A 23,265-nucleotide genomic window follows, 5' to 3' on the forward strand; every position below is an offset into this window, starting at 1 on the left:
CACTCAAGTCTGTGATCTTCACGTGATCTGCGCGGCATTAACTTGTGACAAGTGATCGTCTGCCTATACGTTCACGGATCAACGACGGCGCCCAGGTTTTACGCGCCGCGGTCACCGTTGTCTCGTGAAAGGTCCCCGCATGCTCTCCGGGAACGGTCGCCACCGACGCCCCCGTCAGGCTCCGGCTCTTCTCGTCGCGGCCGGTGTGACCGGCTCCGCCATCGCCATCCCGCTCCTCGGTGCCGCGAGCGCGAGCGCCGCCGACGGCAACGTCTGGGACAAGGTGGCCGAGTGCGAGAGCGGCGGCTCCTGGAGTGCCGACGACGACGGCAGCGGGCGCTACGGCGGACTGCAGTTGACCCAGGAGGACTGGGACGAGTACGGCGGCCTCGACTACGCACCGAGTCCCAACCTGGCGAGCCGCTCCCAGCAGATCGCCGTGGCCCAGGACATCCTCGCGGACCAGGGCGTCGGCGCCTGGCGCACCTGCGGACTGCTCAGCGGGCTCACCAAGGAGTCCGGCTCGACCGACATCGACACCGGTGTCGAGGAGGACTCGCCGTCTGCGGTGTCCGGATCATCCGGATTGCTCGATTCATCCGGCTCGTCTGGCTCGTCCGGCTCGTCGCAGTCCAAGGGGTCGTCCGGCGACTCCTCGAACGCTTCGAATTCCTCCGACTTGCCGAGCGGCTCCGCCGGCGATTCGTCCGAATCCTCCCGTGATTCCTCCTCTTCGCCCTCTTCTTCCGTTAAGGGTGACAGCTCCGCCAAGTCCGATACGTCGTCCGACGCAGAGGCCTCACAGTCACCCGACGGCTCCCCCGCAGAAACACCCAAGGGCGACAATCAGGACAACTCTGAGCCGGGGGTGGGCTCCTGGGGCCTCGTCGACACCGGTGCCGTCGACGCCGACGCGGTCGACTCCGCGACCGGCTCGGGGCGCCATCGCGGGGCCAGTGCCGAGGAGGGCGAGGCTGTCGACGGCGCCGCCAAGTCGTCCGGCCGCCACGCCTCGTACACCGTCCGCGCCGGCGACACTCTCGCCTCCATCGCCGACTCCCTTGACCTCGACGGCGGGTGGCGTGCGCTGTATCAGGCGAACAAGCAGGACATCGGTGCTGACGCGAATCACATCTTCCCCGGTCAGACCCTGGAAGTACCTGCCGAATAGGGCGAAATGCAGCGGGAGTTCGCGCCCCGCTTCGCACCCTAATGTCCCTTTTGGTGGCAGTGAGAGATAGATCTCAGAAGCCCTGATCGTCTTTGTCATTCCGCGAATTGAGTGTCTACGGTCGTGATCGCTCGTCACCACGAGCCCCGGCTGCCGCAACGCCGAATCCTGCCAGCGGCCGTACGGGAACAGTCGTCGCGTCAAGCGCCGTAGGCAGGAGCGGGGGACCCAAGGTTTGTGCCGGGTCCGGCAGTTGAGGCCCTTCGGGGCCGCACGGCCGGAGTCGGCTTGGGGTGAAGTCGCGTACCAGGTACCAGCGGTACGCGGCCGGGCAACTCAACCGGCCCGAACCCGACAGCTCACCTCGCAGGCGTCGGTGAGGGGATCCTTCCATGCTGTTTTCCAGCAAGGGCAAGCACCGTCGTCCGTCCAAGGCCGCTCGCGCCATCGCCGTCGTCGGCGTCACCGGTGCCGCCGCCGTCGCCGCTCCGCTGATGGCGGCCGGCAGTGCTTCCGCCGCCACCGCCTCCGAGTGGGACGCCGTCGCCCAGTGCGAGTCCGGCGGCAACTGGTCGATCAGCACCGGCAACGGCTACTACGGCGGTCTGCAGTTCTCGGCCTCCACCTGGGCCGCGTACGGCGGCACCCAGTTCGCCTCCACCGCCGACCAGGCCAGCAAGGACCAGCAGATCCAGATAGCCGAGAAGGTCCTCGCCGGTCAGGGCAAGGGTGCCTGGCCGCACTGCGGCACCGGCCTGTCGAGCGCCGCCTACTCCGGCTCCTCGTCGAGCGGCTCCTCGCCGAGCACCGAGACCACTACGCGCTCCACCGAGCAGCAGTCGGCCTCCCGCTCCGCCGAGCGTCCGGCCGCCGAGAAGAAGTCGACCAAGACCGTCACCACCCCGACCGGCGAGAAGGTCAAGAAGGGCGACGGCGAGTACAAGGTCGTCAAGGGCGACACCCTCAGCACCATCGCCGCCGAGCACGACGTCAAGGGCGGCTGGGAGAAGCTGTTCAAGCTGAACAAGGACATCGTCGAGGACGCCGACCTGATCTACCCGGGCCAGCAGCTGCACCTGAAGTAACAGCGGGTCGGTAGCTGAACCACAGGGCCCTCACATCCGTGGACTTCAGAGTGAAGACCTCGTGAGGGTCACCCCCGTCCCCCACGGGCTCCCCGCTCCGGTGCGTGTTCCCCCGTACGCACCGGGGCGGGGCTTTCTTATGTGCGTACCGGTTTTTACACCGAGGTTTTTGTTCCGTTCGGAAACAATTCGCTCTCGGTTCTGTTCACGGAGCGGTCGACCGCTGGCCGATCGCCCGGAGGCGGTTAGGCTCATCTCGCAGCACCCTCCGGGGTCTGCGTACCCGCGTCACATCCCAAGAAGGAGATGCTCGTGCCGTCCATCGACGTCGTCGTAGCCCGGGAAATCCTGGACTCCCGAGGCAACCCCACGGTCGAGGTCGAGGTCGGCCTCGACGACGGCAGCACGGGTCGTGCCGCCGTTCCGTCCGGCGCCTCGACGGGTGCCTTCGAGGCCATCGAGCTCCGCGACGGTGACCCCAACCGCTACCTGGGCAAGGGCGTCGAGAAGGCCGTCCTCGCCGTCATCGAGCAGATCGGCCCGGAGCTCGTCGGCTACGACGCCACCGAGCAGCGCCTGATCGACCAGGCCATGTTCGACCTGGACGCCACCGACAACAAGGGCTCCCTCGGCGCCAACGCCATCCTCGGCGTCTCCCTGGCCGTCGCCCACGCCGCCTCCGAGGCCAGCGACCTCCCGCTCTTCCGCTACCTGGGTGGCCCGAACGCGCACCTGCTGCCCGTTCCGATGATGAACATCCTGAACGGCGGCTCGCACGCCGACTCCAACGTGGACATCCAGGAGTTCATGATCGCCCCGATCGGCGCGGAGTCCTTCTCCGAGGCCCTGCGCTGGGGCGCCGAGGTCTACCACACCCTGAAGAAGGTGCTGAAGACCAAGGGCCTGTCCACCGGCCTCGGCGACGAGGGCGGCTTCGCCCCGAACCTGGAGTCCAACCGCGCCGCGCTCGACCTCATCATCGAGGCCATCAAGCAGGCCGGTTACGTCCCCGGCGAGCAGATCGCGCTCGCGCTCGACGTCGCCGCGTCCGAGTTCTACAAGGACGGCTCGTACGAGTTCGAGGGCAAGTCCCGCTCGGCCGCCGAGATGACCGAGTACTACGAGGAGCTCGTGGCGGCCTACCCGCTCGTCTCCATCGAGGACCCGCTGTTCGAGGACGACTGGGCCGGCTGGAAGGTCATCACCGACAAGCTGGGCGACAAGGTCCAGATCGTCGGCGACGACCTCTTCGTCACCAACCCGGAGCGCCTGGCCCGCGGCATCGAGGAGGGCTCCGCCAACGCCCTGCTCGTCAAGGTGAACCAGATCGGCTCGCTGACCGAGACCCTGGACGCCGTCGAGATGGCCCAGCGCAACGGCTTCAAGTGCATGATGTCCCACCGCTCCGGCGAGACCGAGGACGTCACCATCGCCGACCTCGCCGTCGCGGTGAACTGCGGCCAGATCAAGACCGGCGCCCCGGCCCGCTCAGACCGCGTCGCCAAGTACAACCAGCTGCTGCGCATCGAGGAGATCCTCGACGACGCCGCGGTGTACGCCGGCCGCAGCGCCTTCCCGCGCTTCAAGGGCTGACCCGGCTGACCCCACCCGGGTAAGCCTTAGCCAAGTCGTACGTACGTCCCCGTACTCGGTCCCGTACCGTGTGCGGGGACGTACGCGTGTGAAACGGGAGGCGGGGAACATGGCCGTGAAGGACCGGGACCGGTTCTCCACCGCGACCAGGATCCGGTTGCTCGGCGAGCAGACGGCGGCCCGCGTCTACCGCTCCCAGACCAAGCGGCAGGCCCGGCGCTCCCGGCTCACCGGACGCGCCGCGCTGCTCGCGCTGGTTCTCTGTTCCATGGTCGTGGCGCTCGCCTACCCGATAAGGCAGTACGTCTCGCAGCGCGCCGAGATCGCCGACACGCAGCGGGAGAAGGAAGAGGCCGCCCAGCGGGTCGAGGAGCTGCGCGACACCAAGGCACGCTGGCAGGACGACGCCTACGCCGAGCAGCAGATCCGGCAGCGGCTGCACTATGTGATGCCCGGGGAGACCGGTTACATCGTGATCGACCCGGACGCGGCCAAGCAGTCGCGGGCCGGCGTGGCCGCGGCCGACCGCCCCTGGTACGCGAACATCTGGGACGGGATCGACAAGGCCGACGCCGACGCCTCCGGCCACTGAACCCGGCCAACTCGCCCCGCCGAATGAACCTGGCCCCGCAGCGCCCGGCCACTCGCCCCGGCCGGTGAGCCCGACCACTGAAATCCGACCCTCGAACCTGATCACCCAACCCGGCCGCTCGCCCCGGCCGGTGAGCCCGACCACTGAACCCGACCACTCGCCCCGGCGAATGAACCCGGCCGCAGCGCCCGGCCACTCGCCCTGGCCACCGAATCCGGCCGGCGAACACCGATAAGAAAGACAGGCATGGAAACGCCCCCGCCGCCCACCCCGCGCACCGAGCCCACCGACGCGGACGTCGAGGCCTTCAAGCAGCAGCTCGGGCGTCCGCCGCGCGGGCTGCGCGCGATCGCGCACCGGTGCCCGTGCGGGCAGCCGGACGTGGTCGAGACGGCCCCGCGGCTGCCCGACGGCACGCCCTTCCCGACGCTGTACTACCTGACGTGCCCGAAGGCGGCGTCGGCGATCGGCACGCTGGAGGCGAACGGCGTGATGAAGGAGATGACGGCGCGGCTGGAGACCGACCCGGAGCTGGCCGCCGCGTATCGCTCCGCGCACGAGGACTACATCCGGCGCCGTGACGAGATCGAGGAGCTGAAGGGCTTCCCGAGCGCGGGCGGCATGCCGGACCGGGTGAAGTGCCTGCACGTCCTGGTCGGCCACTCTCTGGCGGCCGGTCCCGGGGTCAACCCCCTCGGCGACGAGGCGATCGCCATGCTGCCGGAGTGGTGGCGCAAGGGCGCGTGCGTGACGCTCCCGGAGAAGTCCGGGGAGTCCGAGCAGCCCGAGGAGTCCGAGGAGGCCGGCCGGTGACCCGCGTCGCCGCCATCGACTGCGGCACGAACTCCATCCGGCTCCTCGTCGCCGACGTCGACCCCGCCACCGGCGAACTCGTCGACCTGGACCGCCGTATGACCATCGTGCGGCTCGGCCAGGGCGTCGACCGTACGGGCCGGCTCGCCCCCGAGGCGCTGGAGCGGACCTTCGCCGCCTGTCGTGACTACGCGGCGGTCATCAAGGAGCACGGCGCCGAGCGGCTTCGCTTCGTCGCCACGTCCGCCTCCCGGGACGCCGAGAACCGGGACGAGTTCGTGCGCGGGGTCATGGACATCCTGGGGGTCGAGCCCGAGGTCGTCACCGGCGACCAGGAGGCCGAGTTCTCCTTCACCGGCGCGACGAAGGAGCTGACGGGGCGGGAGGACGTGCACCGGCCCTACCTCGTCGTGGACATCGGCGGCGGGTCGACCGAGTTCGTCGTCGGCGAGGAGCACGTCCGCGCGGCGCGCTCCGTGGACGTCGGCTGTGTGCGGATGACCGAGCGTCACCTGGTCCGCGACGGCGTCGTCTCCGACCCGCCCTCCGAGGAGCAGATCGCGGCGATGCGGGCCGATATCGAGGCGGCTCTGGACCTCGCCGAGGAGACGGTGCCGTTGCGCGAGGCCAGGACCCTGGTCGGGCTCGCCGGCTCGGTCACCACGGTGTCGGCGATCGCCCAGGACCTGCCCGAGTACGACTCGACCCGTATCCACCACTCCCGGATCGGCCACGACCGGGTGCGGGAGATCACCGAATGGCTGCTGCACTCCACGCACGCGGAGCGCGCGGCCGTACCGTCCATGCATCCCGGGCGAGTTGACGTCATCGCGGCGGGCGCACTGGTGCTGCTGGCCGTCATGGAGCGGATCGGTGCCGAGGAGGTCGTGGTGAGCGAGCACGACATTCTCGACGGGATCGCCTTCAAGGTGGCGGAGGACGCCGAGCGCGGTGACTGACGCGCGTGCTGACGCGGAACGGCCCCGGTTCCTCGTCGGAGGAACCGGGGCCGTCGTATCGGCCCGTGCGTGTGCGGGCTGTCCATCAGTTGCAGAGGAGCACTAGCAGACCGCTGCAGCTCCCTCCGTCGCCGTCGTGGTCGTGTCCGTGGCCGCCGTAGGCCGCGGTGGCCTTCGTGGCGACGGGTGAGGCGGCGGCGGATGCGGCCGTCGCCGCCCCTGCTGCGAGGGCGATGCTCAGGGCAGCGCCGACCGTGACTATTCGAGCTGTGGCCCGCTTGAGGGCCTTCTGTGAGGTGATCATGGCTGCACGCTATGCACACTTCTGTCCAGGCGCGCGCGGAATGCGGCCGACGGGTGAACGGTGATCCAGATCGCTGCCGAGAGGTGGTTCCGGTCTCCTTGATTACTGGGCAGTAGCCGACGGCTGAGCAGGTCGGCTAGCGTATGAGCGCCTCCGAGGGGCGCTTGCGGCCCCCTCTGGGACCCCTTGCGGGCGCCCGCGGAAGAAACTTCGTGAAGTTCTTCACAAGGAATTCGGCCCTGTAGAAGCACGGATGGGTGCCGGTTGACCCTTCCGAGGGGTGAACAGGCCCTTGAACATGTTCAGACGGGCGGTGTATGGAGGCTTCGGGAGGCTGGCGCGGGACGGCGTTTCGGTCCGCTCACAGGGAGTCCGATGTCCTAGAGAGGCAGCTCACGCGGCATTGACAACGGGTCGTATCGCGATCGGGTTCCCGATCGTGACCATGACCTGGGTCACGCGGGCCGGGGAGTGTAGCACAGGGCCTGCAAGAGCTTGTGAAGGGGCGCACGAGCGACCCCCCTGGGGCGGGTGGATACTCGATGGCATGAGCACCACGGAGCGTCCCAGGATCCTCGTAGTAGGCGGTGGGTACGTAGGCCTGTACGCAGCTCGGCGCATCCTCAAGAAGATGCGCTACGGCGAGGCGACCGTCACGGTCGTCGACCCCCGGTCGTACATGACCTACCAGCCCTTCCTCCCCGAAGCCGCCGCCGGCAGCATCTCCCCGCGCCACGTCGTCGTCCCGTTGCGACGCGTGCTGCCCAAGGCGGAGGTCCTCACCGGTCGGGTCACCACCATCGATCAGGACCGCAAGGTCGCCTCGATCGCCCCGCTGGTCGGCGAGGCGTACGAGCTGCCCTTCGACTACCTGGTCATCGCGATGGGCGCGGTCTCCCGCACCTTCCCGATCCCCGGCCTCGCCGAGCAGGGCATCGGTATGAAGGGCATCGAGGAGGCCATCGGCCTGCGCAACCACGTCCTCGAGCAGCTGGACAAGGCCGACTCCACGACCGACGAGGAGATCCGCCGCAAGGCGCTCACCTTCGTCTTCGTCGGCGGTGGCTTCGCGGGTGCGGAGACCATCGGCGAGGTCGAGGACATGGCCCGCGACGCGGCGAAGTACTACACCAGCGTGTCCCGTGAGGACATGCGGTTCGTCCTCGTCGACGCCGCCGACAAGATCCTGCCCGAGGTCGGCCCGAAGCTCGGCCAGTACGGCAAGCAGCACCTGGAGGCCCGCGGGGTCGAGGTCTACCTCTCCACCTCCATGGACTCCTGCGTCGACGGCCACGTCGTGCTGAAGAACGGCCTCGAGGTCGACTCCAACACGATCGTCTGGACGGCCGGCGTCAAGCCGAACCCCGCCCTCGGCCGCTTCGGTCTGCCCCTCGGCCCCCGTGGCCACGTCGACTGCGAGACCACGCTCCAGGTCAAGGGCACCGACTACATCTGGGCCGCCGGCGACAACGCCCAGGTCCCGGACCTCGTCGGCCGCAAGGCAGGCAACGAGAACGCCTGGTGCCCGCCGAACGCCCAGCACGCGCTGCGTCAGGCGCGCGTCCTCGGTGACAACGTGATCTCCGGTATGCGGGGCTTCCCGCAGAAGGACTACGAGCACGCCAACAAGGGTGCGGTGGCCGGTCTCGGCCTGCACAAGGGCGTCGCGATGATCGTCATGGGCAAGATGAAGATCAAGCTCAAGGGTCGTCTCGCCTGGTACATGCACCGTGGCTACCACGGCCTCGCGATGCCGACCTGGAACCGCAAGGTCCGCGTCTTCGCCGACTGGACCCTCGGTATGTTCCTCAAGCGCGAGGTCGTCTCCCTCGGCGCGATGGAGCACCCGCGCGAGGAGTTCTACGAGGCCGCGAAGCCGGTGCCCGCGGCGCCGAAGCCGGAGAAGACCGAGGCCAAGGCCTCCTGACCTCCGGTCACTTGAACGCCTCGAAGGGGGCCGCCCGCCATCCGTGGTGCGGGCGGCCCCCTTCGGCGTGTCCGGGCCGGCTGTCCTAGTCCTGCGGCGAGGGCCCGAGGGACGGCGGCTCCAGGCCGGAGTCGGGCGGGACGTCGTCGGACTCCCCTTCGGGGGCGTAGGCGCAGGGCACGCTCGCGTCGCCGGTGAAGTAACCCCGGTCCGGGTACCAGGCGAAGGACATCCATTCGTCCCCGTCGTCCCGCTGGACGCTCAGCCACCAGCCCAGGTCCTTGCTGTCCTCACGGTAGGTCGTCACCTCCCAGCCCTCGTCCTTCAGGTGCCGGTGCAGTCGGCGCAGCCCGGAGGCGGCCTGGCTCGCGCGCACGTGGTCCAGCGCCCAGCCGTGGCTCATCGCGTACGCGCCGTCGACGGTCCTGTCCTCCAGTCCCAACGGGCCGTTGTCATAGCAGTAGTCGGCGCTGAAGGAGTTGTCCGTGCCGGAGCCGGCCTCCCCGGCCACCGGCTCGACGGTCCGCTCGAACCCCAGGACGTCGTATGCCTCCTGGGATCGCTGAAAGGCCCGGTCCGCCATGTCCTCGGGCGCGACGCGCGGAAAGTCCGTCGCTTCCGACGACCGCCACGAAAGTACGCCGACCGTGATGATCAGGGCGAGGAGTGCGACGCCCGCGCAGCCGAGAGCCCCGCGGACGCAGGAAGGGGCGGCGTACGGGTCCCGGGCGGGGGCGGCGTTCACGGGCGGGGTGTTCTCGGGCATACGGGGACGCTATGTCGGCGCGGGAGCAGGGCGGATGGGTGCGATGACCGGTACCGAGTGGGTACGCGTACTCAATTGATCAACCGCGGCCGGATACGCCCTCCAAGGGTTTGCCCAGCTGTGACGCGCGTGGGGGACTGCGCCGGGGGCCCGCAGGTGTTTACGTGGTGTTGGACATTCCGGGATCCCTTATCACGGAGGTGTGCGCCATGGCAGACGCCGCGGTGCGGCTGAAGGGCCTTCTCGAACAGTTGCTGGGAGTTCCGCTCCCGGTGCGCATCCGCACCTGGGACGGGTCGCAGGCGGGGCCGCCGGGGGCGCCGACACTCGTCGTACGCAACCGCCGTGCCGTGCGCCGCCTGCTGTGGAAGCCGGGCGAACTGGGCTTGGCCCGGGCCTGGGTCGCCGGGGACCTCGACATCGAGGGGGACCTGTTCGCCGCCCTCGATCTCCTCGCCGGGCTCGTGTGGGAGCGGGGCGAGGACGCCCGGAGCCTGACGCAGGTGCTCGGGGATCCCGAAGCGCGCGCCGCGGTCCGCGGGCTCGTCCGGCTCGGCGGGCTTCCGCTGCCGCCCGCGCCGCCTCCCGAGGAGGTCCGCCGGCACAGCCACCTGCACACCAAGCGGACCGACAAGCGCGCGATCAGCCATCACTACGACGTCGGCAACGACTTCTACGAGATCGTCCTCGGGCCGTCCATGGTGTACTCCTGCGCCTACTGGCCGGCCCCGCCCCCGGACGGCACCCTCGAAACCGCCCAGCGCGACAAGCTCGACCTGATCTGCCGCAAGCTCGACCTCCGCCCCGGCCTGCGGCTGCTCGACGTCGGCTGCGGCTGGGGCTCCATGGCCGTGCACGCGGCCCGCGAGTACGGCGTGAGCGTCGTCGGTGTCACCCTCTCCCAGGAGCAGGCGGCATACGCCCGCAAGCGGGTCGCCGGCGAGGGGCTCACCGACAAGGTGGAGATCCGCGTCCAGGACTATCGCGATGTCAGCGACGGTCCGTACGACGCCATCTCCTCCGTCGGCATGGCCGAGCACGTCGGTGCCGAGCGGTATCTGGAGTACGCCGATGTGCTGTACCGGCTGCTGAAGCCCGGCGGGCGGCTGCTGAACCACCAGATCGGGCGGCGGCCGGAGCGGGACGAATCCTCGTACCAGGTGGACGAGTTCATCGACGCCTATGTCTTCCCCGACGGCGAGCTCCAGCCCATCGGCACCACCGTCGGTCAGCTCGAACGCGCCGGCTTCGAGGTGCGCGACGTCGAGTCGATCCGGGAGCACTACGCCCTGACCCTGCGCCGCTGGATCGCCAACCTGGAGGCCGACTGGGCCCGGGCCGTCAAGCTCACCAGCCCCGGCCGGGCCCGCGTCTGGCGGCTGTACATGGCCGCCTGCGCGCTCGCCTTCGAGCGCAATCGCATCGGCGTCAACCAGGTGCTGGCGGTGAAGACGCCGGAAGGGGGCGCTTCCGGGATGCCGCTGCGGGCCCGTAAGTGGGGTGAGTCCGAGCGCCGTTGATCCGGGCACGAGATCCGGGCACGAGCAAAGGGCCGGGCTCCCCCGTCGCGGGGGAGCCCGGCCCTCCTGTGTGTCGGGACGTGTCGGGACGTGACTACTCGGCCTTGATCGCGTTCAGCATGTTCAGCCGCGCCGCGTTGCGGGCCGGCCACAGCGCGGCCAGGACGCCCACCAGAGCGGCCAGCACCAGGAAGATCCCGATCCGGTCCCAGGGCAGGACCAGCGCGTAGCCCGGGATCTGGTCCGCGAAGGTCTCGCCGATCGCCCAGCCGAGGAACGAGCCGAGACCGATGCCGACCACCGCGCCGAACACCGAGATGACCACGGCCTCCAGTCGGACCATCCGCTTCACCCGGCGCCGGTCGAGACCGATCGCGCGCAGCATGCCGATCTCCTGCTGCCGTTCGAAGACCGACATCGCGAGGGTGTTGACGACACCCAGCACCGCGATGATCAGGGCCATCGCCAGCAGGCCGTACATGATGTTCAGCAGGGTGTTGATGGCGCCGCCGAACTCGTTGCGGATGTCCTGCTGGTCCATGATCGTCATCGCGGGGTTGTCGCCCAGCGCGTCGATGAGGACCTTCTCGTTCGCCGCGGACTCGCCGCCGTCCACCTTCACGAAGATCTGCTGGATGCTGGGCTGCACCTCGTGCGGGTTGACGACCTTCGTGTCGACGAGGACGGGGGAGAGGAACTCGCTGTCCTTGAAGACGGCACCGATCTTGAGCGTGCCCTTCTTCTCGTCGTTGAACGTGACCGGGACGCTGTCGCCGGGCTTCCAGCCCTTGTTCTTGGCCGTCTTCTCGGCGACCGCGATCTGCCCCTCGGCGAGCGAGTCGATGTTGCCGCTGACGACGTCGACGTTCAGGACCTGCTCGATGTCGCCCGGCGTCACCGCCGAAGCGGACACGAAGTCCTCGTCACCGAGTTCGAAGTAGGTGCTCTGCTGCGGCGAGACCGCCGAGACTCCCTTGGCCTTCTCCAGCGCCGTCAGCGCGGACTGGTCGAGGCCCCCGCCGTTGGCCATCGAGACCATGTAGTCGGCCTTGATGTTGTCCGTGGTCATCTTGTCGATGGCCTTGCCGACCGTGACACCGAGCACCGACAGGCCGGTCACCAGCGTCAGTCCGATCGCCAGCGCCGAGGCGGTGGCGCCGGTACGGCGCGGATTGCGGACCGCGTTCTGGCCGGCCAGCTTGCCGGCCACCCCGAAGGGGCCGACGAGCAGCGGACGGACGAGCGCGATCACGGGCCGGGACAGCAGCGGGATCAGGATGATCACGCCGATCAGCGCGAGGAACGCGCCCGCCCCGATGTACATCCGGCCGTCGTCGCCGCCGGTCGAGGCACCCAGCACGATCCCGGCCGCGCCGAGGGCGGTGATGGCCGTACCGATGGAGTTGCGCACCACCAGCGACTTGGTGGTGGCCACCGCGTGGACGCTGTTCATGGCCGCCACCGGCGGGATCTTCGCGGCCCGGCGGCCGGGCAGCCAGGCGGCGAACATCGTGATCAGCACACCGACGCTGATCGCGGCGATCACCGGAGTGGCGGACAGGATCAGGGGGCCGTCCGGGATCTTCATCTCGAACGCGGCCATCCCGGACCGCAGTCCGACCGCGAGACCGATGCCGAGGACGAAGCCGATCACCGAGGCGACCAGACCCACCACCGCGGCCTCGGCGAGTACCGAGCGGGTGATCTGCTTGCGCGACGCACCGACGGCGCGCATCAGCGCGATCTCCTTGGTGCGCTGGGCGACCAGCATCGTGAAGGTGTTGGAGATCAGGAAGACCCCGACGAAGAGCGCGATGCCCGCGAAGCCGAGCAGGACCTGCTTGAGGTTGCCCAGACCTTGCTCGATCTGCTCGGCCTGCTCGTCCGCGAGCGCCTGGCCGGTCTTGGCCTCGGCGCTGTCCGGCAGCAGCGGCTTGACCGCGTCCAGGATCTTCTTGTCGTCCGCGCCGGAGGCGGCGGTGACGGTGACGCTCTCGAAGTAGCCCGGCTTGAGGTACTGCTTCTGGGCGACCGCGGTGTCGAAGAGGACGAGGCTGCCGCCGGCGTTCACGGAGCCGTCCTCGGTGGTGAACACACCGCTGAGGGTGTACTCCTTCACCGGCCCGTTCGTGGCGACCCGGACCCGGTCGCCGACCTGGTACTCGCCCTTGGCCGCGGACTCCTTGTCCAGGGCGATCTGATCGTCCTTCACCGGGCCCGAGCCGTCGGTGAACGTGTAGGCGGAGTCCTTGCCGTCCTTGCCGGGGGCGAAGTTGGAGCCCTTGTTGGACCAGCCGACGCCGATCAGCTTCCCGTCGGGGTCGGCGACCCCGGCGAAGCCTTCGACCCGGCCGTAGGCGGTGTCGACGCCGTCCACCGCGGAGATCTTGTCAAGGGTCTTCCGGGAGATCCCGGGCTCCTCCTTGGCGTTGTCGGGGTCGGCGTACGAGGTGATGGCGACGGCGACGTTGTCGTAGCTCTTCGCCGACTGGTTGCGGAAGGCGCCTGAGAGGGTGTCGGCGAAGACCAGGGTGCCGGAGACGAACGCGACGCCGAGCATCACGGCGAGCACGGTCATCAGCAGCCGGGCCTTGTGCGCGAGTACGTTGCGCAGGGCGGTGCGGAACATCAGCTGGTGCGGCCCTTCGCGTCGAACTGCTTCATGAAGTCGAGCACGGTGTCCGCGGTCGGCCGGTACATCTCGTCGACGATCCGTCCGTCGGCGAGGAACACCACCCGGTCCGCGTACGCCGCGGCCACCGGGTCGTGGGTCACCATCACCACCGTCTGCCCCAACTCCCGTACGGAGTTGCGCAGGAAGCCCAGCACCTCGGCGCCGGAGCGCGAGTCGAGGTTTCCGGTCGGCTCGTCGCCGAAGATGATCTCGGGCTTGGAGGCCAGCGCGCGGGCGACGGCGACGCGCTGCTGCTGGCCGCCGGAGAGCTGGGTGGGGCGGTGGCTCAGCCGGTCGGCGAGGCCGACCATACGGATGACCGAATCCAGCCACTGCTTGTCAGCCTTGCGGCCCGCGATGTCCATCGGGAGGGTGATGTTCTCCAGCGCCGTCAGCGTCGGCAGCAGGTTGAACGCCTGGAAGATGAAGCCGATCTTGTCCCGGCGCAACTTGGTCAGCTGCTTGTCCTTGAGGGAGCCGAGCTCGGTTTCGCCGATGCGCACCGAACCGGAGGAGAAGGTGTCCAGACCGGCGACGCAGTGCATCAGGGTGGACTTGCCGGAGCCGGAGGGGCCCATGATCGCGGTGAACTCGGCCTGCCGGAAGTCGACGGAGACCTGGTCCAGGGCGACCACCTGGGTCTCGCCCTGTCCGTAGATCTTCGACAGATCCGTGGCGCGCGCGGCCACGGCGGTGGCCCGGCCGGCGATGGATGCGGTGGTCACGAGAGGAACGCTCCTGAAGGACGACGATGTGTTCGATGGACGTCATCCATCGTCCTGGCCGAGAGGCGCCGTGTAGTCAGTCGCTGTTCTGGTTCCGAAGACAGACTGCGGATGGACCGGACGCGGCTGTGTCATACCTGAGGATGACGAGGACCCCTGACAGGTGTTCGGATCGAGAACAGGTGGAGCGTCCTCGTTTGGACGGTGAAATTCCGTCATTCCGTATGCGCGGCCGACCGTCGCACGAAAGGCTATTGGCAAGTGCGGATGGCTCGTACCGTGGGCTGATGCACCCTCAGACGTCAATAAAATAAGACAACATCGGTCCGCCCGTCCGCTGTTCGGGGGATGTATCCCGATAGGCTCGGAACCTCGATGCGGAGCCCATGGCCTGCCCAGATGGTGGAATGCAGACACGGCGAGCTTAAACCTCGCTGCCCCTTCGCGGGCGTGCCGGTTCAAGTCCGGCTCTGGGCACTTCCGACGTTCGTCGATCCCTGCAGCATTCATTGACACCTCATGACGAGGGGAGCACACTCCTGTTCGGAAGTTGGTGAATGAAACTTCACCACGCGAACGACACGAACAGGGAGGTTCGGCGATGCGCACCACCGTCGGCATCATCGGAGCGGGCCCCGCCGGCCTCCTCCTCGCCAGGCTGCTCCACAACGCCGGCATCGAATCGGTCGTCCTGGAGAGCCGCGACCGCGCCTACGTCGAGCACCGCCAGCGCGCCGGAATCCTGGAGCAGGGCACGGTGGACGTGCTGCGCGCGGCCGGCGCCGGGGAGCGGATGGACCGCGAGGGCCTCGGGCACGACGGCATAGAGCTGCGGTACGACCGCAAACGCCACCGCGTCGACTTCCCCGCCCTCACCGGCGGCCGGTCGGTGAGGGTCTACGCCCAGACGGAGGTCTGCAAGGACCTCATCGCCCTCCAACTCAAGGAGGGCGGCCCCCTGCTGTTCGAGGCGGAGGCCCTGGCGGTCGAAGGCGCGGACACGGGCAGCCCGCGGATCCGCTTCCGGTACGACGGCGGCGAGGACGTCCTCGAATGCGACTACGTCGTCGGCTGCGACGGCTTCTGGGGCGTGGCCCGCAAGGCGATCCCGGCGGAGCTGACCCGGGTCTTCGAGCGGACGTACCCCTTCGGCTGGCTCGGCATCCTCGCCGACGTCGCCCCCTCGCACGACGAGTTGGTCTACGCTCGCCACGACCGCGGCTTCGCCCTCCTCTCCATGCGCTCCCCGTCCGTCTCCCGCCTCTACCTCCAAGTGCCCGAGGGCACGGACCCCGAGGAGTGGAGCGACGACGAGATCTGGGCGGAGCTGGAGCGCCGCTTCGAAACGGCCGACGACTGGCGGCTGGAACGCGGCCCCATCACCCAGAAGTCGGTCACGCCCATGCGGTCCTACGTCCACGAACCCATGCGCTACGGCCGCCTCTTCCTGGCCGGCGACGCGGCGCACATCGTGCCGCCGACGGGTGCCAAGGGGCTGAATCTCGCCGTCGGCGACGTCGTCACCTTCGCGCGGGCGCTGACGCACGAGAAGGAGACGGGCTCGACCGAGCTCCTCGACGCCTACTCCGAGACCTGTCTGCGCCGGGTCTGGCAGGCCGAGCGGTTCTCGTACGACATGACGACGCTGCTGCACCGTGCCCCCGACGCCACGCCGTTCGAGGACCGGCTCCAGCTCGCTCGACTGGAACGGATCGCCGGGTCGAGGGCGGCCGAGACGGACCTCGCCGAGGGGTACACCGGGTTTCCGTTCGGGTGACCGCGCGCGCGGGCCGGGGGAGTGATCTCCGATCGGTTCCGGCCACGTACCAGGTTCGTCATGAATGAGCCCCTCCGTGGCCGGGAATCACCCGGCCGCGTAGCGTGTTGCGCGACACGACGAGGGAAAGATCCTCCCCAAGCACTAGGGTCAATCCTTTGCCTACCTATTACTCTTGAGCCAAGGCCGCGCACGGTGGCCATGGAGGAGTGAAATGAGGAGCAGCAACCCGGTCTTCTCGCGACGGGGGTTCAGCCGCGACAACGGCTACGCGGGCTTCAACACCGCGCCGCAGGCCGGGGGCGCCGCTGTCGGCACGCAGGGCAACCCGTACGCCCAGCCGCAGGCCGGCAACCCGTACGCGCAGAACCCTTACGCCCAGCAGGACCTCCAGCACGGCGCGCCGCCGCAGGCCCCGGCCACCACCAACCGGATGACGATCGACGACGTCATCCTGCGCACCGGCACCACGCTCGGCACGCTGATCGTCACGGCCGCGCTCGCCTGGTTCCTGCTGCCGGTCGACGCCGCGAACATCAACCGGTCCTACGGCATCGCCATCGGTGCCGGTCTGGTCGGCATGGTGCTGGCGCTCGTGCAGTCCTTCAAGCGCAAGGCCTCGCCGGCGCTGATCCTGTCCTACGCCGCGCTCGAGGGTGTCTTCCTCGGCGTCGTCTCCAGCGTCGTCGACGAGCACATCGCCAGCGGTGCGGCCATGCAGGCCGTGCTCGGCACGATGGCGGTCTTCGCCTCCGTGCTGGTCGCCTACAAGGCGGGCTGGATCCGCGTCAACCGCCGCTTCGTCGGCTTCGTGATGGCGGCCGCGCTCGGCTTTATCCTGCTGATGGCGGTCAACCTGCTGTTCGCCGTCTTCGGCGGCGGTGACGGCCTTGGCTTCCGCAGCGGCCCGCTCGGCATCGTCTTCGGCATCGTCGGCATCCTGCTCGGCGCCTGCTTCCTCGCCCTGGACTTCAAGCAGGTCGAGGACGGCATCGCCTACGGCGCGCCGCGCGAGGAGGCCTGGCTCGCGGCCTTCGGCCTCACCATGACGCTGGTGTGGATCTACATGGAGTTCCTGAGGCTCATCTCGATCCTCAACAGCAGCGACTAGTCTCCGCCGGTTGTGCGGTGACCGGTTTTAGACGGTCGTAAGACGAAGGGCCCCGGGTTCACCCCGGGGCCCTTCGGCGTCTGTGCGCGCCTAGAGGAATTTGCGCGCCGCCCTCCTCAGGTCGTACTCGTGGATGATCGCCTTCGCGTGGCCGTACGCGAGGTCGTATTCGTGGCGAAGCCAGCTGACCTTCTCCTCGAAGCGGACGAGGGCCGGGCCTTCTTCTACGGTGCGGAGCCAGTCGGAGACTTCACGACCGGTGCAGTGGGGGATGCGGGCGAGCATGTTGCGGTGGGTCTCCTCGGAGAGGACGTGGGACATCGGCGCCTCCGGACGCAAAGGGGATGTAAGCCGGTCCTTCAGGTCACCGTGCCTGAGCGTTCGCCCGTTGGCAACAGTCGTGGTGGGACGCGTAGGTTTGTGGCGTGGTTGATACGACGCCCTTGACTCGTGCCGTTGATCACTTCGCCGACCGTTTGAGGGCTGCGCCTCAGAGTCGGCTGCAGAGGGGCGCCGCCGGGGAGGCGCTGGGGTTGGCCCGGGAGTTCGCCCGGTGGGCGCAGGCTCTGGAGACGCCCGGGGTCGAGCCTCGGGAGATGCCTGACGCCGGGATGTTCGCTGCGGCTGATCAAGTCACCGTCGCCGTGCATGACTTGGCGGTGGTTCTTGAGAGTGAGGATCAGGTCGCTGAAGCGGTGCGGTTGGTTGCAGATGCGCAGAAGCGGGCGGGGGTCTGAGGTTGGCGGGTGCGGGCGGGTGGGGGCTGGTCGCGCCCACGCGGCGGAGCCGCACATCGATACAGCCCCGCGCCCCTAAAAGGGGCGCTGCAGTTCCCGGCATCAAGAACTACAGGCTCGCTATGACCCTGTCCGCCAAGATGTAGACGTTCTCCTCGCCGCACGCGAACGTCAGGGTGTAGGCGCCTGACACTCCGGAGCCGCCCAGCAGTACCGGCGTTTCGCCTGCGCGGAGGGCTGTTGACAGGCGTTCCGCCGTTTCGCGGTGGCCCGGGGTCATGCAGAGGGTGGTGCCGTCGGCGAAGACGTAGACGTCGAGGGTGCCCAGGGGGCCCGGGCGGACGTCGGTGAGTTCGGTGGCGGAGGCGGCCAGGTCCTCAAGGGTGGCCACCGTGCGCTCGTGATCGTTCACGGTCGGTGAGGAGACCGGGACGAAGTCCGGGTGGGAGGGGTGGCGGCGGCGGGCCGCGGCCAGTTCCGGGGACTCCCCGGCGAACTCGTCGGCGTCGGTAGTCGGCTCGGTCACCGGCTCCAGGTGCTCCAGGCCCGCGAAATCGGCCTGACGGGGCAGGAACAGCTCGCTGTCGGACAGGCCCAGCAGGGTGGGCGCGTCGGAGGCGTCACGGGCCTCCTGAGCGGCCCAGAAGGCGCGCGCCTCGGCGAGCTCCCGCTCGCGTTCCTCGGCGAGTGCCTCGGACACCGCGGCGCGTATCTCATCGGCGTCGGCGGAGAGGCGGGCCGGCGGAACGAGGCCGCGGGCCGTGGTCGCGTTGTTCTGTGCCAGCTCGGTGTGCAGGGCCGCGACCTGTCGGCGCAACACCATGAGGGTGCGCAGGACGGCGACGCCCACGGCGCCGGTGGCGGCCGTGGTGAGCAGCAAGGCGATCGGCATGGCGCTCACTGACGTACTCCCGGTTCAAAGTCGACCCCCGACTTCCTACATCAGCTTGAAGGGCGGACTATCCAGCTGTCAGTGCGTAACGTCACGAAACGGACAGGACTTTGGGCCTGGGGTTTGGTGCTGCAACGGCTCTGAGCTGCGTAAATCCCTCCGCAGAGGGAGATAGGTCACATCCTGGGGGAGATTGGATCACAAATCGGCCCAGAACCTTGGAGTTTCCCAGGTTCTGGGCCGAAGGCTCACGGTGGGTCGTGAGTTGACTACTCAGGGGATTCTGTCGAGGGGTTCAGCTGAGGCGCTCGATGACCATCGCCATGCCCTGGCCGCCGCCGACGCACATCGTCTCCAGGCCGAACTGCTTGTCGTGGTGCTGGAGGGAGTTGATGAGCGTGGTGGTGATGCGGGCGCCGGTCATGCCGAAGGGGTGGCCGACGGCGATGGCGCCGCCGTTGACGTTCAGCTTGTCGATGTCGATGCCCAGGTCGCGGTAGGAGGGGATCACCTGGGCGGCGAACGCCTCGTTGATCTCGACCAGGTCGATGTCGTCGATGGTGAGGCCGGCGCGGCTCAGGGCCTGGCGGCTCGCCTCGACCGGGCCGAGGCCCATGATCTCGGGGGAGAGGCCGGAGACGCCGGTGGAGACGATGCGGGCGAGCGGGGTGAGGCCGAGCTCGCGGGCCTTGGTGTCCGACATGATGACGAGGGCCGCCGCGCCGTCGTTCAGGGGGCAGCAGTTGCCGGCGGTGACGAGGCCGTCGGGGCGGAAGACCGGCTTGAGGCCCGCCACGCCCTCCAGGGTGACGCCGGGGCGAGGGCCGTCGTCCTTGCTGACGACCGTGCCGTCGGGGGTCGTGACCGGGGTGATCTCGCGCTCCCAGAAGCCGTTCTTGATGGCTTCCTCGGCGAGGTTCTGCGAGCGGACGCCGAACTCGTCCAGCTCCTGGCGGGTGATGCCCTTCGCGCGGGCGAGGTTCTCGGCGGTCTGGCCCATGGCGATGTACGGGTCGGGGATGAGCCCGTCCTCGCGCGGGTCGTGCCAGGTCGTGCCCTCCTGCTGGGCGACCTCGGCGGTGCGGGCCTCGGCCTCGGCGAAGAGGGGGTTGTGCGTGTCGGGGAGGCTGTCCGAGTTGCCCTTGGCGAAGCTGGAGACGACCTCCACGCCGGCCGAGATGAAGACGTCGCCCTCGCCTGCCTTGATGGCGTGCAGGGCCATGCGGGAGGTCTGGAGGGAGGAGGAGCAGTAGCGGGTGATGGTGCAGCCCGGGAGGTGGTCCATGCCCATCTGTACGGCGACGATGCGGCCGAGGTTGTTGCCCTGCTCGCCGCCGGGGAGGCCACAGCCGAGCATCAGGTCGTCTATGTCGTGCGGGTCCAGCTCGGGGACCTTGGCCAGGGCCGCCTGGATGATCGTGGCGGCGAGGTCGTCGGGGCGCAGGTCTTTCAGGGAGCCCTTGAAGGCGCGGCCGATGGGGGAGCGGGCGGTCGAGACGATCACGGCTTCGGGCATCACGGCTCCAGTCAAAAGGTGCGGCGCGCAGCGCCTCGTTGAGGGGTGGTGGTCGGGCGACGGGTGGGCATACCGGGGGGTCGGGCAGGGCTGTGAGGGAAGTTACCCGTACGTATGCATCGGGTCACGGGTGTAGGGGTGTGACCCTGACCGCAATTTTCTAAGCGCTTGCTTGGCCCTCCGGCGGTTGAGCCGGTAACAGTGCGGGCGGCTGAATTCAGCCCCTCCGGCGGCGGGGGCGGAAAACGCCCGGCCGCTCACGACGACGGCGTCACCGGAGCCCGGTCCGGCTCGGGGACCCGACGCCGCCGGCGGCGCTTCAGCAGAGCCCATGGCCCCTTCGGGCCGGTCGGCATCGCCGCCGTGACCTCCGTGCCCGCCTCCGACGCCGCCTCGGCTGCCGCGCGGGCCACCGGGAGGAAGCCCTCACGGCGGGTGACGTCGGGGCGTTCCTCCTCCGCCGGCCAGAGGCCGAGGGTCGCGCAGACCGTGGGGAGGACCGCCATGGCCGCTGTCGCGTACCCCTCCGCCGAGGGGTGGTAGTTGTCGGGGCCGAAGAGCTCACGCGGGTTCGCCGCGAACTCCGGACCCAGCAGGTCGCCCAGCGACACCGTGCGGCCGCCCTGCTCGACGACGCCGATCGTCTGGGCGGCCGCCAGCTGGCGTGAGGCCCGTCGGGCCAGCCAGCGCAGGGGTTGCTGGACCGGTTCGATCGTGCCGAGGTCGGGGCAGGTGCCGACCACCACCTCCGCGCCGGCCGTGCGCAGACGCCGTACCGCCGAGGAGAGGTGACGCACCGAGCGCGTCGGCGGCATCCGGTTCGTGACGTCGTTCGCGCCGATCATGATCACGCAGACGTCGGGCGTCAGGGCGGGGTCGGCGAGCACCAGGGCCACCTGGCGGTCCAGGTCGTCCGAGCGGGCGCCCGGCAGGGCCACGTTGCGCAGGATCACCGGGCGTTCGGCCACCGCCGCCAGCCCCGACGCCACCAGCGCCCCCGGCGTCTGCCCCGCCCGGTGCACGCCCTGGCCCGCGGCCGTCGAGTCACCCAGGATCGTCAGGCGCAGCGGGGGTTCCCCGGCGGAGTCGGTGGAGTCGTACATGTGGCCGTACCGGCCGTCGGCGTTGGGTACGTGGTTGTTGGTGCCGTTGCCCACGTGGCGCCTGGCCAGCCGCACCTCGGCGAGCAGCAGACCGACGCCCGCCGCACCGACCAGGCCGATCCCGCCTCCGCCGTACGCCGCGCCGGCCGCGATCCGCCGGGCCACCCTCGCCCTCGACATGCTCGTCATGCGTCGCCGCCACCTCCTCATAGCCGTACATCCACTGCTTGCCCCGCACGGACCGTGGCCCAATCCCAACGGCGAGTGAACGACCTTCACCGACCCCTGCGGGCCACCGGGCCTTAGGCTGGCGGAACCACTACGACCACCCCTTTTGCAGCATCCGGAGACAACGGTGCATTTCCACGATTCGATGATCAGTCTCGTCGGCAACACCCCGCTGGTGAGGCTCAACAACGTGACCAAGGGCATCCAGGCCACCGTCCTGGCCAAGGTCGAGTACTTCAACCCGGGCGGCTCCGTGAAGGACCGCATCGCGCTGCGCATGATCGAGGCGGCGGAGGAGAGCGGGGCGCTGAAGCCCGGGGGCACCATCGTCGAGCCGACCAGCGGGAACACCGGTGTCGGCCTCGCCATCGTGGCCCAGCAGAAGGGGTACAAGTGCATCTTCGTGTGCCCTGACAAGGTCAGCACCGACAAGATCAACGTGCTGCGGGCCTACGGCGCCGAAGTGGTCGTCTGCCCGACCGCCGTGGATCCCGAGCACCCGGACTCCTACTACAACGTCTCCGACCGGCTGGTGCGCGAGACCCCGGGAGCCTGGAAGCCGGACCAGTACTCCAACCCCAACAATCCCCTCTCCCACTACCACTCGACCGGCCCCGAGCTGTGGGAGCAGACGGAGGGGAAGATCACCCATTTCGTGGCGGGCGTCGGCACGGGAGGGACCATCTCCGGCACGGGCCGCTATCTGAAGGACGTCAGCGACGGCAAGGTGCGGGTCATCGGCGCCGACCCCGAGGGCTCCGTCTACTCCGGCGGATCCGGGCGGCCGTATCTCGTCGAGGGCGTCGGTGAGGACTTCTGGCCGACCGCGTACGACCGCACCGTCGCCGACGAGATCGTCGCCGTGTCCGACAAGGACTCCTTCCAGATGACCCGGCGGCTCGCCCGCGAGGAGGGGCTGCTGGTCGGCGGTTCGTGCGGCATGGCCGTGGTGGGTGCGCTGCGGGTCGCCGAGCGGCTCGGGCCGGACGACGTGGTGGTCGTGCTGCTGCCCGACAGCGGGCGCGGCTACCTCAGCAAGATCTTCAACGACGAGTGGATGGCCGACTACGGCTTCCTGGAGGACGAGGGCCCGAGCGCGCGCGTCGCCGACGTCCTCAACGACAAGGAGCACGGCGCCATCCCGTCCCTCGTCCACATGCACCCGGACGAGACGGTCGGTCAGGCCATCGAGGTGCTGCGCGAGTACGGCGTCTCGCAGATGCCGATCGTGAAGCCGGGCGCCGGTCACCCGGACGTCATGGCGGCGGAGGTCGTCGGGTCCGTCGTCGAGCGGGAGCTGCTCGACGCGCTGTTCACCAAGCGGGCCTCGCTGGAGGACCCGCTGGAGAAGCACATGTCGACGCCGCTGCCGCAGGTCGGCTCCGGTGAGCCGGTCGGGGACCTGATGTCGGTGCTGGGCGCGGCGGACGCGGCGATCGTGCTGGTGGAGGGCAAGCCGACCGGTGTGGTCAGTCGGCAGGACCTGCTGGCGTTCCTCGCCAAGGGCGGGAAGTAGCGGCGAACCTGCGGTGAACGGGGCCTGTCCGCGGCGAACTTGCGGTGACCGGGGTCGCTCGGGTCGTCGCGGAACTGGTACGAGCGCGTCACGTTCACGCAGCACCCGCTTAACACGGGTCCGGCACATTAGTGGGTGTCGGCAGGGCGGGAGCGGCTCCCCGCCCCGGCCGACGCCGAACGTCCAAGGACCTCCGGAGCGGCTCCCGGACCTCCATGGACGCCACGGACGCGCAAGCCCGGCCCTGACCCGGCTC

20 protein-coding genes, 1 tRNA gene and 1 riboswitch are annotated in these 23,265 nt (G+C 69.3%); of the genes, 13 read left to right on the forward strand and 8 right to left on the reverse strand.

Translation table 11 applies throughout. The annotated features are described in order from the left end of the window. The first annotated feature begins 139 nt into the window (after positions 1-139). The 6 genes from BLU79_RS07405 to BLU79_RS07430 all read left to right on the forward strand — a co-directional run bounded on the left by BLU79_RS07405 (position 140) and on the right by BLU79_RS07430 (position 6,213). Positions 140-1,171, forward strand: a complete 1,032-nt coding sequence (locus tag BLU79_RS07405; RefSeq protein ID WP_093904780.1) for a transglycosylase family protein — start codon at positions 140-142, stop codon at positions 1,169-1,171. A gap of 195 nt (positions 1,172-1,366) precedes the next feature. Next, a riboswitch (cyclic di-AMP (ydaO/yuaA leader) is annotated at positions 1,367-1,559 on the forward strand. Positions 1,560-1,563: 4 nt separating this feature from the next. After that, positions 1,564-2,256, forward strand: coding sequence for a LysM peptidoglycan-binding domain-containing protein (locus tag BLU79_RS07410; RefSeq protein WP_093904781.1), 693 nt, complete (start codon positions 1,564-1,566; stop codon positions 2,254-2,256). Positions 2,257-2,562: 306 nt separating this feature from the next. Then, on the forward strand, positions 2,563-3,849 hold the full coding sequence (eno, locus tag BLU79_RS07415; RefSeq protein ID WP_093904782.1) for a phosphopyruvate hydratase: 1,287 nt from the start codon (positions 2,563-2,565) through the stop codon (positions 3,847-3,849). Positions 3,850-3,958: 109 nt separating this feature from the next. Further along, complete coding sequence (locus BLU79_RS07420) at positions 3,959-4,441, forward strand: FtsB family cell division protein (protein ID WP_093904783.1); 483 nt, start codon at positions 3,959-3,961, stop codon at positions 4,439-4,441. Positions 4,442-4,687: 246 nt separating this feature from the next. Then, the gene (locus tag BLU79_RS07425; protein ID WP_093904784.1) at positions 4,688-5,254 is read left to right on the forward strand and encodes a DUF501 domain-containing protein; all 567 of its coding nucleotides are present in this window, start codon (positions 4,688-4,690) and stop codon (positions 5,252-5,254) included. After that, positions 5,251-6,213, forward strand: coding sequence for a Ppx/GppA phosphatase family protein (locus BLU79_RS07430; protein ID WP_093904785.1), 963 nt, complete (start codon positions 5,251-5,253; stop codon positions 6,211-6,213). The genes BLU79_RS07425 and BLU79_RS07430 overlap by 4 nt, the downstream gene beginning before the upstream one ends. An 85-nt stretch (positions 6,214-6,298) precedes the next feature. Here the strand turns inward: BLU79_RS07430 and BLU79_RS47820 are convergent, their stop codons facing one another. Next, complete coding sequence (locus BLU79_RS47820) at positions 6,299-6,517, reverse strand: hypothetical protein (protein ID WP_143052469.1); 219 nt, start codon at positions 6,515-6,517, stop codon at positions 6,299-6,301. A 547-nt stretch (positions 6,518-7,064) separates the two neighbouring features. Between BLU79_RS47820 and BLU79_RS07435 the strand changes: the two genes are divergently transcribed. After that, complete coding sequence (locus BLU79_RS07435) at positions 7,065-8,444, forward strand: NAD(P)/FAD-dependent oxidoreductase (protein WP_093904786.1); 1,380 nt, start codon at positions 7,065-7,067, stop codon at positions 8,442-8,444. 85 nt (positions 8,445-8,529) lie between these two features. Here BLU79_RS07435 and BLU79_RS07440 read toward each other — a convergent pair whose 3' ends face one another. Continuing rightward, positions 8,530-9,210 carry a hypothetical protein gene (locus BLU79_RS07440; RefSeq protein ID WP_256333181.1) on the reverse strand — a complete coding sequence of 227 codons (681 nt, stop codon included), beginning with the start codon at positions 9,208-9,210 and terminating at the stop codon, positions 8,530-8,532. Between the two features lie 209 nt (positions 9,211-9,419). On the opposite strand from BLU79_RS07440, the gene BLU79_RS07445 reads away from it, so the two are divergent. After that, a complete protein-coding gene (locus tag BLU79_RS07445; protein WP_093904787.1) occupies positions 9,420-10,730 on the forward strand; it encodes an SAM-dependent methyltransferase in 1,311 nt (436 codons plus the stop codon). Positions 10,731-10,824: 94 nt separating this feature from the next. Here BLU79_RS07445 and BLU79_RS07450 read toward each other — a convergent pair whose 3' ends face one another. Together BLU79_RS07450 and BLU79_RS07455 are read right to left on the reverse strand one after the other, a co-directional pair. Further along, entirely contained in the window at positions 10,825-13,359 is a 2,535-nt protein-coding gene (locus BLU79_RS07450) for an ABC transporter permease (protein ID WP_093904788.1), read from the reverse strand. Then, on the reverse strand, positions 13,359-14,129 hold the full coding sequence (locus BLU79_RS07455) for an ABC transporter ATP-binding protein (protein WP_093904789.1): 771 nt from the start codon (positions 14,127-14,129) through the stop codon (positions 13,359-13,361). Before BLU79_RS07455 ends, BLU79_RS07450 begins: the two co-directional genes overlap by 1 nt. Positions 14,130-14,522: 393 nt before the next feature. Here BLU79_RS07455 and BLU79_RS07465 point away from each other — a divergent pair. The 3 genes from BLU79_RS07465 (at position 14,523) to BLU79_RS07475 (ending at position 17,017) form a co-directional block, all read left to right on the forward strand. Next, positions 14,523-14,606, forward strand: a tRNA-Leu gene (locus tag BLU79_RS07465). A 124-nt stretch (positions 14,607-14,730) separates the two neighbouring features. Then, positions 14,731-15,906 (forward strand): 4-hydroxybenzoate 3-monooxygenase, encoded by a 1,176-nt coding sequence (locus tag BLU79_RS07470; RefSeq protein WP_093904790.1) that lies wholly within the window; start codon positions 14,731-14,733, stop codon positions 15,904-15,906. Between the two features lie 214 nt (positions 15,907-16,120). Beyond that, the gene (locus BLU79_RS07475; RefSeq protein WP_093904791.1) at positions 16,121-17,017 is read left to right on the forward strand and encodes a Bax inhibitor-1/YccA family protein; all 897 of its coding nucleotides are present in this window, start codon (positions 16,121-16,123) and stop codon (positions 17,015-17,017) included. A gap of 90 nt (positions 17,018-17,107) precedes the next feature. On the opposite strand, the gene BLU79_RS07480 is transcribed toward BLU79_RS07475, so the two are convergent. Then, positions 17,108-17,338: a DUF4287 domain-containing protein gene (locus tag BLU79_RS07480; protein WP_093904792.1), complete on the reverse strand. Its 231-nt coding sequence runs from the start codon at positions 17,336-17,338 to the stop codon at positions 17,108-17,110. Positions 17,339-17,442: 104 nt separating this feature from the next. On the opposite strand from BLU79_RS07480, the gene BLU79_RS07485 reads away from it, so the two are divergent. Next, positions 17,443-17,754 (forward strand): hypothetical protein, encoded by a 312-nt coding sequence (locus tag BLU79_RS07485; RefSeq protein ID WP_093904793.1) that lies wholly within the window; start codon positions 17,443-17,445, stop codon positions 17,752-17,754. A 109-nt stretch (positions 17,755-17,863) separates the two neighbouring features. Here BLU79_RS07485 and BLU79_RS07490 read toward each other — a convergent pair whose 3' ends face one another. The 3 genes from BLU79_RS07490 to BLU79_RS07500 form a co-directional block, all read right to left on the reverse strand. Next, positions 17,864-18,655, reverse strand: a complete 792-nt coding sequence (locus BLU79_RS07490) for a hypothetical protein (protein WP_093904794.1) — start codon at positions 18,653-18,655, stop codon at positions 17,864-17,866. 286 nt (positions 18,656-18,941) lie between these two features. Beyond that, entirely contained in the window at positions 18,942-20,162 is a 1,221-nt protein-coding gene (locus BLU79_RS07495; protein WP_093904795.1) for an acetyl-CoA C-acetyltransferase, read from the reverse strand. A gap of 257 nt (positions 20,163-20,419) precedes the next feature. Next, complete coding sequence (locus BLU79_RS07500; protein ID WP_093904796.1) at positions 20,420-21,454, reverse strand: SGNH/GDSL hydrolase family protein; 1,035 nt, start codon at positions 21,452-21,454, stop codon at positions 20,420-20,422. Positions 21,455-21,620: 166 nt separating this feature from the next. Between BLU79_RS07500 and BLU79_RS07505 the strand changes: the two genes are divergently transcribed. Next, positions 21,621-23,009 (forward strand): cystathionine beta-synthase, encoded by a 1,389-nt coding sequence (locus tag BLU79_RS07505; protein ID WP_093904797.1) that lies wholly within the window; start codon positions 21,621-21,623, stop codon positions 23,007-23,009. Positions 23,010-23,265: the final 256 nt, after the last annotated feature.

The organism is Streptomyces sp. cf386 (genome assembly GCF_900103585.1).
Taxonomy (GTDB): Bacteria; Actinomycetota; Actinomycetes; order Streptomycetales; family Streptomycetaceae; genus Streptomyces.

Bases quoted from the DNA above. Each gene is read 5' to 3' on its own strand.
- BLU79_RS07440 (WP_256333181.1), bottom strand. From the start codon at position 9,210: ATGCCCGAGAACACCCCGCCCGTGAACGCCGCCCCCGCCCGGGACCCG.
- BLU79_RS07435 (WP_093904786.1), top strand. From the start codon at position 7,065: ATGAGCACCACGGAGCGTCCCAGGATCCTCGTAGTAGGCGGTGGGTAC.
- BLU79_RS07450 (WP_093904788.1), bottom strand. From the start codon at position 13,359: ATGTTCCGCACCGCCCTGCGCAACGTACTCGCGCACAAGGCCCGGCTG.
- BLU79_RS47820 (WP_143052469.1), bottom strand. From the start codon at position 6,517: ATGATCACCTCACAGAAGGCCCTCAAGCGGGCCACAGCTCGAATAGTC.
- BLU79_RS07475 (WP_093904791.1), top strand. From the start codon at position 16,121: ATGAGGAGCAGCAACCCGGTCTTCTCGCGACGGGGGTTCAGCCGCGAC.
- BLU79_RS07480 (WP_093904792.1), bottom strand. From the start codon at position 17,338: ATGTCCCACGTCCTCTCCGAGGAGACCCACCGCAACATGCTCGCCCGC.
- BLU79_RS07470 (WP_093904790.1), top strand. From the start codon at position 14,731: ATGCGCACCACCGTCGGCATCATCGGAGCGGGCCCCGCCGGCCTCCTC.
- BLU79_RS07445 (WP_093904787.1), top strand. From the start codon at position 9,420: ATGGCAGACGCCGCGGTGCGGCTGAAGGGCCTTCTCGAACAGTTGCTG.
- BLU79_RS07425 (WP_093904784.1), top strand. From the start codon at position 4,688: ATGGAAACGCCCCCGCCGCCCACCCCGCGCACCGAGCCCACCGACGCG.
- BLU79_RS07420 (WP_093904783.1), top strand. From the start codon at position 3,959: ATGGCCGTGAAGGACCGGGACCGGTTCTCCACCGCGACCAGGATCCGG.
- BLU79_RS07405 (WP_093904780.1), top strand. From the start codon at position 140: ATGCTCTCCGGGAACGGTCGCCACCGACGCCCCCGTCAGGCTCCGGCT.
- BLU79_RS07495 (WP_093904795.1), bottom strand. From the start codon at position 20,162: ATGCCCGAAGCCGTGATCGTCTCGACCGCCCGCTCCCCCATCGGCCGC.
- BLU79_RS07410 (WP_093904781.1), top strand. From the start codon at position 1,564: ATGCTGTTTTCCAGCAAGGGCAAGCACCGTCGTCCGTCCAAGGCCGCT.
- eno (WP_093904782.1), top strand. From the start codon at position 2,563: ATGCTCGTGCCGTCCATCGACGTCGTCGTAGCCCGGGAAATCCTGGAC.
- BLU79_RS07500 (WP_093904796.1), bottom strand. From the start codon at position 21,454: ATGACGAGCATGTCGAGGGCGAGGGTGGCCCGGCGGATCGCGGCCGGC.